This window comes from Streptomyces jeddahensis, from assembly GCF_001642995.1.
GTDB classification, from domain to species: Bacteria; Actinomycetota; Actinomycetes; order Streptomycetales; family Streptomycetaceae; genus Streptomyces; species Streptomyces jeddahensis.
The window spans coordinates 67114-81766 of sequence record NZ_LOHS01000052.1 but is presented as its reverse complement, the minus strand read 5'-3'; the positions used below and the strand labels follow the sequence as shown (position 1 = coordinate 81766).

Genomic DNA, 14653 nt, shown 5'->3' with positions numbered 1-14653 from the left:
TGCGCGTGCCGCCCGTCAGGCGGCTGCGCGCGCAGGGACGTACTCGGTCAGCAGCAGTGCGATGTCGTCCACGCGGTACGGGGTGTGGCGGGCCTCGCTCAGCAGACGGTCCGCCAGCTCCTCCAGCGACGAGGCGTGCGCGTGGGCCAGCGAGGAACGCAGCGCTTCGATGCCGGAACCGATGTCCGAGCCCCGCCTCTCGATCAGCCCGTCCGTGTAGAGCGCCAGGACCGAGCCGGGGGACAGGTGCACCTCCGACTCGGGGTAGTCCGGCGCTTCCTCCACGCCGAGGATCGGGCCGCACGGCAGGTCCAGAGCCTGCGTCCGGCCGTCGGGCCGGCGCAGCAGGGGCGGGCAGTGGCCCGCGCGGACCAGGTGTGCGGCTCCGGTACGGGGCTGGAACAGGACGTAGCAGCAGCTGGCCAGGAGCCCGGGATCGAGGCCGAGGAGCAGCCGGTTGGTGCTGGCGACCACGTCGCGTGGCCGATGGCCGGCGGTGGCGAAGGCCCGTACGGCGCTGCGCAGCTGGCCCATGACGGCGGCGGCGGCGACGTTGTGGCCCTCGACGTCCCCGACGATCAGGGCGACACCGTCGCCGGCGGCGATCACGTCGTACCAGTCGCCGCCGATGTCCATGCCGCGGGTGCCGGGGAGATAGCGGCCGGCGACGTGCAGGTCCGGCAGCCGGGGCAGGCGGTGCGGCAGCAGGGCGTCCTGCAGACCGCGGGCGATGGCGGACTCGGCGTCGTAGAGGCGGGCGCGTTCCAGCGCCTGGGCGATCAGTCCGCCGAGTGCCGTGAGGACGCCCCGCTCCTCGCTCGGGAACCGGTGGGTTTCGTTGAAGCCGAGGATGCAGACGCCCACGGGGCGGTTCGACGCGATGAGCGGGAGGAACGCCCAGGCGCTGGAGTCGATCGCCTTGGTGTTGAAGGCGGGATAGGACGTGAGGAGTTCCGCACGGTCCTCGACGAACTGGGGAGTGCCGGAGGTCAGGGAGTCCGTCGCGGGCTGGCACGCCTGCAGCGGTATGCCTTCGAACTGGTCGAGGAACCCCTCCGGGTAGCCCTGCTGCCAGAGCAGGTGCAGGCGCCGCTCGTCCACCCCGAAGACCGCCAGCTTCTGGCCGCCGAACGCCGGCAGCAGCTGGTCGGCGACGGCACCGCACACCTCGCGCGCGGTCACCGCCTCGGTCAGCGCGCTGCCCAGGTGGAGCACGCGGTAGAGCGAGCCGAGGCGCGGAGCGGCCATCGGCGCGGAGGCCGGTACGGTCGCGCCTTCCTCCACCGTCGCACCCGCTTCGGCGAGCTGTTCCACCCCCCTCTTGCCCGCGACCGGTGCGGCCCATCCGGTCATGCCCTGGGTGCCGGGGTGGAAGGAGAACACCAGCCACTGGTCGGGCGGGCGGCGGACCAGGAAGGACACGGGCTTCTGGGAGATGAGGGCGGCTCGGTAGCGGTCCTCGTAGACCGGGTCGGACAGCCAGGGCAGCACCTCCCAGGGGCGATGGCCGAGCAGGTCCTGCTGGCCGACCCGCAGCACACGCTCCAGACCGCGGTTGGCGTAGGTGACGCGCCCGTCAGGGGCGAGCGCGAAGAAGCCGTCCGAGAGCCTTTCGATGGCTGCGACCGCGGCCAGACCGGTTCCGGAGTCGAGGACGGCGCCGACGAGGCGGGGCGGGGGCCGGGCCCCGGCGCGCCGGTCCTCGGGCACGTCGGCCGCATGGCCCCACATCTCGACGGTCCGGCTGCCGCCGCCGTCCCGCATCCGCATGTACTGCGCGAGGACGCGGCCCTCGTCGATCGCGACGCGGGCGGCGCTGCGGAAGGCGCGGACGTCCGCGGGGTCGAGCCTGGCCTCCAGCGTGGCCGCCCGGCCGTCGAACTCGTGAGGCGCGATGCCGAAGATCGCGCACATTTCGTCGTCCGCCGTGACGGCCCCGGTGTCGAGGTTCCAGTCGAACAGGCCCACCCGGACCGCCGGGCCGGACGACAGCGGGACCACCAGCGGGACGGTCGTGGCGTCGGGTCCGTCGAGCGCACCGTGTTCGTCCAGCGCGGCGAGCGCCGCGCCGAGGCGGTCGGCGGTGGCGCGCAGCTGCCGTCGCTGCGCCGTGGACAGGCCCTCTCCGCCGGGGCGGGAGGTCCACACCACGGACATGGCGCCGAAGACCTTCGGGCCCGACGTCACCGGTACGGACGCCGAGCCGAAGGGGTACGGCATGGCCACCGCGAAGTGGGGGAACCGCCGTACGGTTTCGTCCGCGTCGGCCAGATGGACCGTCTGCCCCGACCGGTACGCCTCGGCCAGGGGGATGCGGCTGTTCACCGGGACCCGGTGCCAGCCGCCGATCAGGGCGGGCGGCGTGCCGGCCGCCGCGGTGAGCACGAGGGAGGTCCCGTCGCGCGCGACCAGGAAGGCGCTGGCCGCGTGCGCTCCGGTCACCTCGGCGGCCCTGATCACGGCCGCTACCAGGGCGTCGTCGCGTTCCGATGCGCCGCCGACGCCCTCGGTACCGAGCGGCTGCGCCCCTCGTTCCGCACCGCTGGACCCCATGCTGCCTTCAATCGGTCGCAAGACGGCTTTTTCGTAGTTTAGACAGAATTCAGGGTGCGCCACCTGCCCGGTGGGTGGGGGTGCGTCCGGCCGGTGGGTGGTACGCCACCTGTCGGTGGGGTGGGTCGGGGCCGCGCACATCCGCTGAGACGCGTCGGAACCATTACAGATCCGAACACCCTGGGTGTCCATCACGTTTCGACAAAGACGGACAAGAGGCCTTGACGCATGACAGGACATCCGGCTGTTATGGCGTTCCCGATGTGCGGTCAAGTTGTTTTCTGGTTGTTTCTGATCACGACCGTCGACGCACGTCCTTGTGGCTGACCCTTGCCCTCAGGAGCCGTCATGCACCTCTCTCCCTCTGGTCTCTCCGTCCCCGGCCCGAGCCGCCGTACCCTGCTGCGCGGCGTCGGTGGCGCGGCAGCGCTCGGCGCAGGCATACCCCTGCTGAGTGCGTGCGGCGGCAGCGGCACGGCCGCCGACCCGAAGACCGTCACCCTCGGCTCCAAGGCGTCCGACCCGGTGCCCAAGAAGGCGTTCGCCGACATCTACGCGGCCTACAAGAAGAAGTCCGGCATCACGGTCGACGTGAACACCAAGGACTCGAACACCTTCCAGGAGCAGATCAACTCCTACCTCCAGGGCACGCCGGACGACGTGTTCACCTGGTTCGCCGGCTACCGGATGCAGTTCTTCGCGGCGAAGGGCCTCGCCACCCCGATCGACGACGTGTGGAAGACCATCGGGGGCAACTTCCCGGAGGCGATGCACAAGCTCAGCAAGGGCGAAGACGGCAAGTACTACTTCGTCCCGCTGTACACGTACCCGTGGGCGATCTTCTACCGGAAGAGCGTCTTCAAGCAGTACGGCTACGAAGTCCCCACCACCTGGGACGAGTTCATCGCGCTGTGCAAGCAGATGCAGAAGGACAAGCTGGTCCCGATCGCCTTCGGCGACAAGGACGCCTGGCCCGCGCTCGGCACCTTCGACCAGATCAACTTCCGTAAGAACGGCTACGACTTCCACGTCGACCTGATGGCCGGCAAGGCGTCCTGGACCGACGCCAAGGTGCGCGCCGTCTTCGACCTGTGGACCGAGATCCTCCCGTACCACCAGGACGGCGCCGTCGGCCGCACCTGGCAGGACGCCGCGCAGACCCTGGTGTCGAAGAAGGCCGGCATGTATCTGCTGGGCACCTTCGTGGCGCAGCAGTTCACCAACAAGGCCGACCTGGAGGACCTCGACTTCTTCGCCTTCCCGGAGATCGACCCGTCGTACGGGCAGGACACCGTCGAGGCGCCGACCGACGGCTTCATGATGAGCAAGAGCCCGAAGAACAAGTCGGGTTCCGTCAAGCTGCTCGAGTACCTGGGCTCCCCCGCGGCCGAGGAGATCTACCTCAAGTCCGACCCGAGCGTCGTCGCCGCCTCCACCAAGGCCGACACCTCCTCGTACAGCCCCCTGCAGAAGAAGGCGTACGAGATGATCAGCGGTGCGAAGAGCCTCACCCAGTTCATGGACCGCGACAGCCGGCCGGACTTCACCTCGACGGTCATGCAGCCCGCGCTGCAGAAGTTCATCCGTAACCCCAAGGGCGTCGACAGCCTGCTCTCGTCGATCGAGCGCCAGAAGAAGACGATCTTCGCGTCCTCATGAGCACCCAGACGACCACCGAGATACCGGAGGCGGCCGCCGTGCCGCCTCCGGGCGCTGCCCCCGCCAAGAAGGTGCCCCAGGGGCACCGCCGGCTGCTGACCCGTCGCGACCGGCTCACGCTGGGCCTGATGGCGACCCTGCCGACGATCCTGCACGTCGCCCTGGTGTGGGTGACCGCGCTCGCCTCGATCGCGCTCGCGTTCACCACCTGGAACGGCATCGGCTTCGACTCGATCCAGTGGGTCGGGCTGCAGAACTTCAAGGAACTCTTCACCAACAACCCGCAGTTCTGGCCCGCCGTCGAGCACAATGTCATCTGGTTCGTGGCGCTGATCCTGGTCCCGACCCCGCTCGGCCTGTTCCTGGCCGTGCAGCTGGACAAGAAGATCCGGTTCAGCCGCGTCTACCAGACGGCGTTCTTCCTGCCCGTCGTGATGTCGATGGCCGTCATCGGCTTCGTCTGGCAGCTCGTCTACAACCCCGACACGGGCCTGATCAACAGCATCATCGGCGCCAACAAGCCCGGCCACTACATCGACTGGATCGGCGACCCGGACCTCAACCTCTGGGCAGTGCTGGTCGCCGCCTCCTGGCGGCACACCGGCTACATGATGATCCTCTACCTGGCCGGTCTGAAGGGCGTCGACCCGTCCCTGCGCGAGGCGTCCGCGCTCGACGGCGCGGGCGAGTGGCAGACGTTCAAGAACGTCATCTTCCCGACCCTGCGCCCCACCAACACCATCGTCCTGGTCGTCACCATCATCGAGGCCCTGCGTTGCTTCGACCTGGTGTACGTCTTCAATGGCGGTGCCCAGGGCACCGAGCTGCTGTCGATCCTTGTGACCAGCAACATCATCGGTGAGTCGAGCCGCATCGGATACGGCTCTGCGATCGCGGTCGTCCTCCTCCTGATCTCGCTCGTCGTGATCATTCCTTACCTGGTGAGCACCTTCCGGAAGGAGCGGCGAGCATGAGCACCACCACCGCGGCCACCCCCGTCGCGCTGAAGAAGCGCACGCCGGTACGCCCCGCCCGGGTCGTGCTGCACGTCGTTCTCGCGTCCATGGCGCTGGCCTGGCTGGCGCCGCTGCTCTGGGCGGTCTACGCGGCCCTGCGCCCGTACGCCGAGACGAGCGAGAAGGGCTACGTGTCCCTCCCGGACACGCTGAACCTCGACAACTTCATCAACGCGTTCACGCAGTCGGACATGACGCACTACTTCATGAACACGCTGGTGATCGCCGTCCCGGCCGTTCTGCTGACGCTGTTCCTGTCGTCGATGGTCGCCTTCTACGTCAGCCGCTTCGACTTCCGGGTCAACCTGTTCCTGCTGCTGGTCTTCACGGCGGGCAACCTGCTCCCGCAGCAGGTCATCATCACCCCGCTGTACCGGATGTACCTGCTCATCGACCTGCCCGGCATCACGATGAGCGGCAAGCTGTACGACTCCGCGCTGGGCCTGGTGCTCATCCATGTGGCGTTCCAGTCGGGCTTCTGCGCGTTCGTGCTGAGCAACTACATGAAGATGCTGCCGCACGAGCTGACCGAGGCCGCACTGGTCGACGGCGCCTCGGTGTGGCGCCTCTACTGGCAGATCACCCTGCCGCTGTGCCGCCCGGCGATGGCCGCCCTGGCGACGTTGCTGTCCATCTGGATCTACAACGACTTCTTCTGGGCCCTCGTCCTGATCTCCACCGGCGAGAACATGCCGATCACCTCGGCCCTGAACAACCTCTCCGGCCAGTACTTCACCGACCCCAACCTGGTCGCCGCCGGCGCCCTGCTCACCGCGATCCCGACGCTGATCGTGTACTTCCTGCTCCAGCGCCAGTTCGTCAGCGGTCTCACGCTCGGCGCCAACAAGGGCTGACGCCCGCCTGTTCGAAAGAGAACCACCGTGCCCCACCCCTTCACGCCGCTCGCCTCCGTGCCCGTGGACGTCAGTACCGCGCGCGTCCACGAGGAGGGCTGGCAGTCCTGGAGCCCCAGCGGCGCCTACGCCCTCGGCGACAAGCCGTACCGCCCGGCCACCGACAACTGGGCGACGGTCTGCTACCGCCCCGGCCACACCGTCCCGGACGACACCTTCCAGGGCGAGGGCCTGCTCGCCCTCGACCCCGGGGACGGCTCCCCGGTCCGCCTGTGGGCGGCGGCCGACCCGACCCGCGAGGTGCCGTCGATCCGGCTGGTCGTGACGGACGGCACCGCTGAGGTGAGCGCGAACGGCCCGGTGAAGGAGTGGACGGGCGCGGACATCCAGTCGACGCTGGCGGACTGGGCCGGTGGGCTCGGCCTCGAAGCCCCTCGCACCGCACCCACCGTCTGGTGCTCCTGGTACGAGTACTTCACCGCCGTCACCGAGGACGACATCCACGAGAACCTCCGTGCGATGGACACCCTCGACCTGCCCATCGACGTCGTCCAGATCGACGACGGCTACCAGAAGGCCCTCGGCGACTGGCTCACCCTCTCCGGTCGCTTCCGCTCCCGCGCCGGCATCGCGGACGCCATCCGCGCCCGGGGCCGCCGGGCGGGCATCTGGACGGCGCCGTTCCTGGTGGACCCGGCGAGCGAGCTGGCCGCCGAGCACCCCGACTGGCTCGTACGGTCGTCCGACGGCGCCCCGCTGCACGCGGGCCGCAACTGGGGCCACGACCTGTACGTCCTGGACACCACCCACCCGGGGGCGGCGGCGTACCTGACGGAGGTCTTCACGACCCTGCGCTCCGAGGGCTACGACTACTTCAAGGTCGACTTCCTCTACGCGGGCGCCCTGGAGGGCGCCCGGCACGCGTCGGTGGACGCGCTCGCCGCGTACCGCTCCGGGATCGAGCTGATCCGCGAGGCGATCGGCCCCGACGCGTATCTGCTGGGCTGCGGCGCGCCGATGCTGGCGTCGATCGGCCTGTTCGACGCGATGCGGGTCAGCCCGGACACCGCACCCCACCGCCACCCCGAGGCCGACGACTACAGCCAGCCCGGCCAGGACCCCGCCGAGTTCACCGGCGTCGGACGCCAGTGGCAGCACGGCCGTCTCTGGATCAACGACCCCGACTGCCTGATGGCCCGCCCGGCCGTGGAGACCCGCGAGCGCTGGGCCGCGCATGTCGAGGCGACCGGCGGCCTGATGGCCTCCAGCGACCGCCTGCTGTCCCTTGACGAGTGGGGCGTGGCCACAACGCGCCGTCTGCTGGGCGGTGCTGCCCGATGAAGCGGGTGCTGAACGTCCCCGGCATCGCCTACGGCGGCGACTACAACCCCGAGCAGTGGCCCGAGGAGGTCTGGGCCGAGGACGTGCGCCTGATGCGCGAGGCGGGCGTGACGATGGTCAGCGTCGGCATCTTCTCGTGGGCGCTGCTGGAGCCGTCCGAGGGCGAGTACGACTTCTCCCGCATGGACAAGATCCTCGACCTGCTCCACGAGAACGGCATCGCCGCCGACCTGGCCACGCCCACGGCCGCGCCTCCCGCCTGGTTCTTCCGGGCCCACCCGGAGGCGCTGCCCGTCGACCGCGACGGCCGTACCCTGTCGTACGGCAGCCGCCAGACGTTCTGCCCGAGCAGCCCGGCGTACCGCGAGGCCGCCCTGCGGATCGCGGGCGTGATCGCCGAGCGGTACGCGGACCACCCGGCCGTCGTCATGTGGCACGTGCACAACGAGTACGGGTGCCACAACGCCGCCTGCTACTGCGACACCAGCGCGGCGGCCTTCCGGCGCTGGCTACGCGCCCGGTACGGGGACGACCTGGACGCGCTGAACGACGCCTGGGGCACCACCTTCTGGAGCCAGTGGTACTACGACTGGGACGAGATCCTGCCGCCCCGCCCCACCGGCGCCGTCCCCAACCCCACCCACCAGCTGGACTGGCGCCGCTTCTGCTCCGACGAGTTGCTCTCGCTCTGCACCGCCGAGCGGGACGTGCTGCGCGAGGCGGCGCCCTCGATCCCCGCCACCACCAACTTCATGGTGATGCAGAACTTCGACGCGCTCGACTACTGGCGCTGGGCGCCCGAGCTGGACGTCGTCTCCAACGACCACTACCTGATGTCCACCGACCCCGAGTCGGAGATCGACATCGCGCTCAGCGGCGACCTGGTGCGCTCGCTGGCGGGCGGCCCGTGGCTGCTGATGGAGCACTCGACGGGCGCCGTCAACTGGCAGCCCGTCAACCGTGCCAAGCGCCCCGGCGAGCTGCGCCGCAACGCCCTCGCCCATGTCGCGCGGGGTGCGGACGGCATCGCGTACTTCCAGTGGCGGGCCGCCAAGGCGGGCGCCGAGCAGTGGCACTCGGCGATGCTGCCGCACGCGGGCACGGACAGCCAGATCTGGCGGGACGTGGTCCGGCTCGGCGCCGATCTGAAGGCCATCGCCGAGGTGCGCGGCAGCACCGGTACGGCCGAGGTGGCGATCGTCTGGGACTGGGACGCCCGCTGGGCCCTGGAGCTCCCGTCGCAGCCCAATGGCGAGCTGCGCTTCCAGGACCTCGTCCGGGACTGGTACGAGCCGCTGTGGCGGGCCGGGATCGCGGTGGACTTCGTACGCCCCGACGCCGACCTCTCCGGATACCGGCTCGTCCTCGCCCCGAGCCTCTACCTGGTCGACGACGCGGGCGCGGCCAACCTCACCGGTTTCGCCGAGCGCGGCGGCACCCTCGCCGTCGGCTTCCACAGCGGTGCGGTCGACGAGAACTGCCATGTCCGGCTGGGCGGTTACCCGGGCGCCTTCCGGGATGCGCTCGGCGTCCGCACCGACGAGCTCTTCCCTCTGCTGCCGGGCGAGTCCGTGGGCCTCACCGGCGACGTGCCGGACGGCGCCACCGGCACCCTGTGGTCGGAGCGGCTGCGGCTCGCGGGCGCGCAGACGGTCGCGTCGTATGCGGACGGGCCCCTGACCGGCGTCCCGGCCGTGACGCGGCACGCCCACGGCGCCGGTGCCGCGTGGTACGTGGCCACCGGCCCGGACCCGGCCACGCTCGCCGCCCTTCTTGACCGGGTGTGTGCGGAGGCGGGGGTCCAGCCGGTCCTCCGTACCGGCACCGTCCCGCCCGGAGTCGAGGCGGTCCGTCGTCGCGGCACGGACGCCGACTATCTCTTCCTGATCGACCACGCCGGTCAGGGCGCGGAGGTCGCGGTCGGGCCTGACGCCACCGAACTGCTGACCGGCAAGCCCGTCGCCGGGTGGGTCGTCGTCGCGCCCGGGGACATCGCCGTCGTACGGGAGCCGCACGGCTCCTGAGGAGGCCTGGCGCCGGTCCTGGGTACTCGGCCGCTGTGGATCCCCCCCGGGATCCACAGCGGCCGAGTGCGCGGATGGCGGTGGACGGTATGCCTGAGCTGCCGGATGTCGAGGCGTTCCGGGAAGTTCTCGCCTCCTGCGCGCAGGGCAGGCGGATCGAGCGGGTCGAGGTACGCGACGCGGGCGTTCTGCACGGGGTCAGCGCGCGGAAGCTGCGCCGCGACCTGGAGGGCCGGAGCTTCGCCGAGCCCGAGCGGCACGGAAAGTGGCTGCTCGCCCGCACCGACGGCGGGCCCACCGTCATGCTGCACTTCGGCATGACCGGGCAGCTGGTCTGCTGCGGCCCCGACGACGCGCCCCATCCGCATGACCGCGTGGTGTTCGCCGTGGCCCGCGACCGCCTGCTCCGCTACCGCGACCAGCGCAAACTGCAGGGAGTGTGGCTGGCCGACGACGTCGGCGTGGCGGGCATCCTGGACCGGCAGGGCCCCGACGCGATGGTGGTGGACCGCAAGGGCTTCGACGCCGTGCTCTCCGGGCGGCGCGGTCGCGTCAAATCCGTGCTCACGGACCAGTCCGTACTGGCGGGACTCGGCAACCTGCTGGCCGACGAGATCCTGTGGCGTGCACGGCTGCACCCCGCGACCCCGGCCGCTGACCTCACCGATGCCGAGCGCGGCCGGCTGTATACGGAGATGCGGCGCACCCTGCGGTCGGCGATCAGGGCGGGCTGCGTACCGCCCCGCAACTCGTGGCTCACGGGCCGCCGCGACGACCCCGATGCGCCCTGCCCGCGCTGCGGCGAGCCGCTGCGCCGCCGGCGCATCGCGGGACGCGGCACCGTCTGGTGCCCGCGGTGCCAGCCGTCCGCCTCGTGACCGCTTCTCTCGGTCTCTGCCGCTGAGGAAGCTGACGGGACAGTACGGCTCTGACGAACAGTACGGCTCTCGGCGTACGAGCCATGCGTACGCCGAGAGCCGTCCCCTCCTGCTGGTGTGGCTGGTGAGCCGCCTACCGGGCCGTACCGAAGTCCTGGGTCCAGTAGTCGTTGGGCTGTGCGAGACCGACGCCGATCTCCTTGAACGAGCAGTTGAGGATGTTGGCCTTGTGGCCGGGGCTGGCCATCCAGCCCGCCATGACCTGCTCGGGGGTGGAGTATCCGTACGCGACGTTCTCGCCGTAGGTGCTCCAGCTGTAGCCGGCCCGCGTGATGCGGTCGCCGGGGTTGGACCCGTCGGACCCGGTGTGCGACATGTTCTGGTGGGAGGCCATGTCCTCGCTGTGGGCCTGAGCGGCCTTGGACAGGGTCGCGTTCAGGGTCACGGGCGAGCATCCGGCCTTGCTGCGCTCGTCGTTGACGAGCTCCACGATGCGGGCGAGCTCCCCGGACGCCGACGCGGTGGTGGCCGGGGTGCTCGGGGACGCCGTGGCCGTGGACTTCGGAGCGGAGGTCTCGGGGGCGCTGGGCGTGCTGGGAGCCGTGGTGGTCCCGGCCTTGGGCGCGGTGGTCTTCGGCGTGCTCGGAGACGTTGTGACCGTGGCCTTCGGAGCGGAGGCCTTCGGAGCGGAGGTCTGCGGCGCGGAGGGCTTCGCGGTGCTCGGAGACGTGGTGGGGGTCTTCGACGCCGCCGAGGAGGGCTGGCGGTCCCAGTTGCGGGCCCAGCGCTGCCAGTCGGCTTCCGTCCACCGCTGCTGGAAGTACGTGTTGTTCGCGTTCGCGGCACTGTGGGACCGGGCGTCGCCGCCACTGCCGTCCGGCCACTGGTTGCAGGCCACGGCGACGGACGGCACGCCCACGGCGCCAATAGCGACGACGGCGACGGTTATCCGCCGGTAATGGTTCTTCTTGCGGTGCTTCCCCATAGGTGACCTCACTCGGTAATCGCAAAGCGCCCCTTGTGCGGCTGGTGCCTTGCGCAGACTCCGCTCCTGAACTGCGGAGACGTACTGCGGACCGCCATTCTTAGGACCGCTGCCAATACAGGGCAAAGGGCTCTCGTACTACCTCGCCTCGTAGGCCAGGACGGTCCTTGCCATGGGCCTACGAGCGTGCTGGCCGGGATCGCGTGCCCTGCCGGGAATACTGAGGTACCGTCAGAAAGCCTTTATGCGCCATGAACGGGCGAACGTGCCGAGCGGGTGGAATGCCGGAAAGTCGGGCGCGATATGCCTCCCTGACAAGCCGGACAAGTCCCATATGTCGCCAGAACGACATCTACTAATCGGCCCGCTTAGTGCCCGAGGCCGCTATGACGGATGTCACGGAACCATGGCTTCCGCTTAGGCGTCCTGCGCCGGATCGCGCCCGTGTGCGCCCTCCGCCGGGTCGTGCTCCGTATGCCCTCCCGGGGCTCGTGCCCCGTGTGCGGCCTCCGCCGGGGCGTGCTCCGTGCGCGTCCTCCGCGGGTCGTGCTCCGTGCGCGTCCTCCGCGGGGTCGTGCCACGTGTGCGGCCTCCGCCGGGTCGCACCCCCGTGCGTGTCGGCCGCCGGGTCGCACCCCGTGTGCGCCCTCCGCCGGGTCGCACCCGTTGCGCGTCCTCCGCCGGGCCGCACCCCGTGCGTGTCGGCCGCCGGGCCGCGCCCCGGGCCTCGCCCGCGGGTCGCGTCCGCGAGCGGCGAGCGACCTTGCTCGCTCGCCGCTCGCGTCGCAGGCTGGTGGCATGGGTGCTGAAGGCGGCCCCACGCTCATCTCGTCCGTGCAGCGGGCCTTCCGTCTGCTGGAGGCGGTGGGCGCGCACGCGGGCGGCGCACCGGCGAAGCAGCTGGCGCGCGAGACCGGCCTGCCCATCGCCACCACGTACCACCTGCTGCGCACCCTGGCCCACGACGGGTACGTGCAGAAGCTCGACGACGGCGGGTACGTGCTCGGGGACAGGCTGCACGTCCTGCAGACGGGGAGCCGCGACCAGGCGCTGCTCAGTCGCATCCGCCCCACGCTCGCCGCGCTGCGGGACGAGGTGTCGGCCGCCGCCTATCTGACCTTCTACGAGGAGGGCGAGATCCGCGTCGCCGAGATCGTCGACAGCCCCAGGGCTCCGCGGGTCGATCTCTGGGTGGGGTTCGAGGACGCCGGTCACGCGACCGCGCTGGGCAAGTCCGTCCTGCGGGAGCTGGACGACGAGTCCCGCAAGGACTACCTGTCCCGGCACCCGCTCGCCGACCTCACGCCGCGCACCATCACCCAGGCCGCTGAACTGCTGCGCAGGCTCGACTCGAATGCGGCCACTCCTGCGGTCCTGGACCTGGAGGAGTACTCCCTCGGCACCGTCTGCATCGCGGTGCCCGTCTACAGCGGGGGCAGGCTCGGCTCCCTCGGCGTCTCCCTGCGGGCGGACCGGCTGGCCCGTATCGACCGGGTACGGGAGCGTCTGATCCCGGCGGCGGAGCGCGTGACGCGGGGCCTGTCGCTCACTATCTGAAAAATCCCTGCTTGATGCGGGTACGAAGACCCTGTTCTCTGGACGAAACGGACATTCGTGCGTCCTGTCGCCCCCGGACGAGGAATCCATCAGGTGCGGCGGCGTCGGACGTGGATTCCGTCGGGTGCGGCAGCCCAGCAGGTGACGATTTCGGAGAGGCATGAATGAGGCAGGCGGACCATCAGCATGATCGGCGGCGGCCGGTGCGGCGGTTCACACAGCGGCTGACCGGCCGGGGGCGACGGACCAGCTGCGGCTCCGGGGCGCTCGTCGCCGCCGGTGCACCCGCGCTGATCGTCTTCGCCGTCGTGATCCTGGCCTTCGTCGGCGGAGCCAGGCTGTGGCTGCCGCTGCTGCCCGTCGGCCCCGCACTGGCCGCCGCCGTCAGCAGGCCGCGGGCCGTCCTGTGCGTCGGATTCCTCGCCGCCGCCCTGGGCGCACTGCTGGGCAGCCTGGACGGCATGTCGGTGGACGGGCTGCTGATCGTGCTGGGCACCGTCGTCGCCGTCACGCTGGCGAGCGTCCTGGCCAGCGCGTTGCGCGGGCGGCGCGAACGCGTCCTGGCAGCGGTGCGCTCGGTCGCCGAGGCAGCGCAGCACGCTCTGCTGAGGCCCGTCCCGGCCGCCGTCGGCCCGTTCCAGGTGGCGGTCCGCTACAGCGCCGCCGCGGCGGAGGCCCGCATCGGCGGCGACCTCTACGCGCTGGTGCCCACCCCGTACGGAGTGCGGCTGATCGTCGGCGATGTGCGGGGCAAGGGGCTGCCCGCCGTGAGCACCGCCGCCCTGGTGCTGGGTGTCTTCCGCGAGGCGGCGTACGACGAACCCGACCTCATCGACGTCGTCGCCAGGATCGAGCGGAGCCTGACGCGCAACCTCGCGGCCGACGACTTCGTCACCGCCGTGGTCGCCGGATATCCGAAGGACGGGCGCATCGAGGTCGTGAACTGCGGGCACGCCCCGCCGCTGCTGGTGCGCGACGGCGAGGTCACGGCCGTCGAGCCGATCCGTCCTGCGCCGCCGCTGGGCCTCGGCGCCCTCGGCGGGGAGACCCCGGCCCTCCACGTGCTGCCCTTCGACGACGGGGACCAGCTGCTGCTCTACACCGACGGGGTCACCGAGGCCCGCGACCACGGCCGCGAGTTCTATCCGCTCACGGAGCGGCTCGCCCGGCATGTGTCCGACGATCCGTCCCGTACCGTCGCCGCACTCCACGAGGAACTGCTGGCGCATGTGGGCGGACGCCTGCACGACGACGCGGCACTGATCATGCTCAGGAAGCCGGTGGAGTCCCCGGTCGGGGCGACCGGGTCCGGGGACGGGGACGGGACCGCCGGCTCGTCGGGAGCGGGTGTCGGCGGGTCGGGCCGGGGGGTTCCCGGGGCCGGGGCCGGCATCGGTGGGCCCAGGGACGGAGCCGTCGATCAGGGGGCTGCGGTTGTCGACTTCGGGGCAGGTCCTGGCGGACCCAGGCCCGGACCCGGACCCGGACCTGGATTCGGATTCGGATTCGGGTCGAGGGGTGCAGGGGCGGCCGGATCCGGCGCAGGGGCCGCCAGATACGGGGTGAGGTCCGCCGAGGGTGGCGTCGTCGGCTGCCAGTCGCCGACCCGGCTGCGGCGTATGCCGTGTGGTTGACGGCGCCGGGGTGCCCGCCCCCTGGGCGGGGCGCGGGCGTACGGGGAACGGGGAACTCCGCCGGACCAAGGCCCGTTACGAACGGGCGGAACCTGAAACCCGATTGAACCGAGTGCACGGAGTTCATCGAGTTTCGGTCAGGTTCGGAGAGT

The 14653-nt window shown here is 70.9% G+C and carries 10 protein-coding genes and 1 pseudogene; 9 read left to right on the top strand and 2 right to left on the bottom strand.

The features are described 5' to 3' along the window. Positions 1–15: 15 nt before the first annotated feature. On the bottom strand, positions 16–2553 hold the full coding sequence (locus STSP_RS07910; protein WP_067273942.1) for a SpoIIE family protein phosphatase: 2538 nt from the start codon (positions 2551–2553) through the stop codon (positions 16–18). A 348-nt stretch (positions 2554–2901) separates the two neighbouring features. Between STSP_RS07910 and STSP_RS07905 the strand changes: the two genes are divergently transcribed. The 6 genes from STSP_RS07905 (at position 2902) to STSP_RS07880 (ending at position 10325) form a co-directional block, all read left to right on the top strand. Beyond that, entirely contained in the window at positions 2902–4212 is a 1311-nt protein-coding gene (locus tag STSP_RS07905) for an ABC transporter substrate-binding protein (RefSeq protein ID WP_067273941.1), read from the top strand. Next, the gene (locus STSP_RS07900) at positions 4209–5186 is read left to right on the top strand and encodes a carbohydrate ABC transporter permease (protein WP_067273938.1); all 978 of its coding nucleotides are present in this window, start codon (positions 4209–4211) and stop codon (positions 5184–5186) included. Before STSP_RS07905 ends, STSP_RS07900 begins: the two co-directional genes overlap by 4 nt. Continuing rightward, positions 5183–6082 (top strand): carbohydrate ABC transporter permease, encoded by a 900-nt coding sequence (locus STSP_RS07895; RefSeq protein WP_067273935.1) that lies wholly within the window; start codon positions 5183–5185, stop codon positions 6080–6082. Before STSP_RS07900 ends, STSP_RS07895 begins: the two co-directional genes overlap by 4 nt. A gap of 27 nt (positions 6083–6109) precedes the next feature. Next, complete coding sequence (locus STSP_RS07890; RefSeq protein ID WP_067273932.1) at positions 6110–7423, top strand: glycoside hydrolase family 36 protein; 1314 nt, start codon at positions 6110–6112, stop codon at positions 7421–7423. After that, on the top strand, positions 7420–9447 hold the full coding sequence (locus STSP_RS07885) for a beta-galactosidase (protein WP_067273929.1): 2028 nt from the start codon (positions 7420–7422) through the stop codon (positions 9445–9447). The genes STSP_RS07890 and STSP_RS07885 overlap by 4 nt, the downstream gene beginning before the upstream one ends. A gap of 89 nt (positions 9448–9536) precedes the next feature. Further along, complete coding sequence (locus STSP_RS07880; RefSeq protein ID WP_067274118.1) at positions 9537–10325, top strand: Fpg/Nei family DNA glycosylase; 789 nt, start codon at positions 9537–9539, stop codon at positions 10323–10325. Between the two features lie 133 nt (positions 10326–10458). On the opposite strand, the gene STSP_RS40925 is transcribed toward STSP_RS07880, so the two are convergent. Further along, on the bottom strand, positions 10459–10815 hold the full coding sequence (locus STSP_RS40925) for a CAP domain-containing protein (protein WP_332835352.1): 357 nt from the start codon (positions 10813–10815) through the stop codon (positions 10459–10461). A gap of 1 nt (position 10816) precedes the next feature. On the opposite strand from STSP_RS40925, the gene STSP_RS40920 reads away from it, so the two are divergent. The 3 genes and pseudogenes from STSP_RS40920 to STSP_RS07865 all read left to right on the top strand — a co-directional run. Further along, a complete protein-coding gene (locus STSP_RS40920; RefSeq protein WP_332835351.1) occupies positions 10817–11284 on the top strand; it encodes a hypothetical protein in 468 nt (155 codons plus the stop codon). A gap of 824 nt (positions 11285–12108) precedes the next feature. Beyond that, on the top strand, positions 12109–12867 hold the full coding sequence (locus STSP_RS07870) for an IclR family transcriptional regulator (protein ID WP_067273924.1): 759 nt from the start codon (positions 12109–12111) through the stop codon (positions 12865–12867). A gap of 164 nt (positions 12868–13031) precedes the next feature. Further along, a pseudogene (locus STSP_RS07865) lies at positions 13032–14165 on the top strand (PP2C family protein-serine/threonine phosphatase); the annotation flags it as partial. Between the last annotated feature and the right edge of the window lie 488 nt (positions 14166–14653).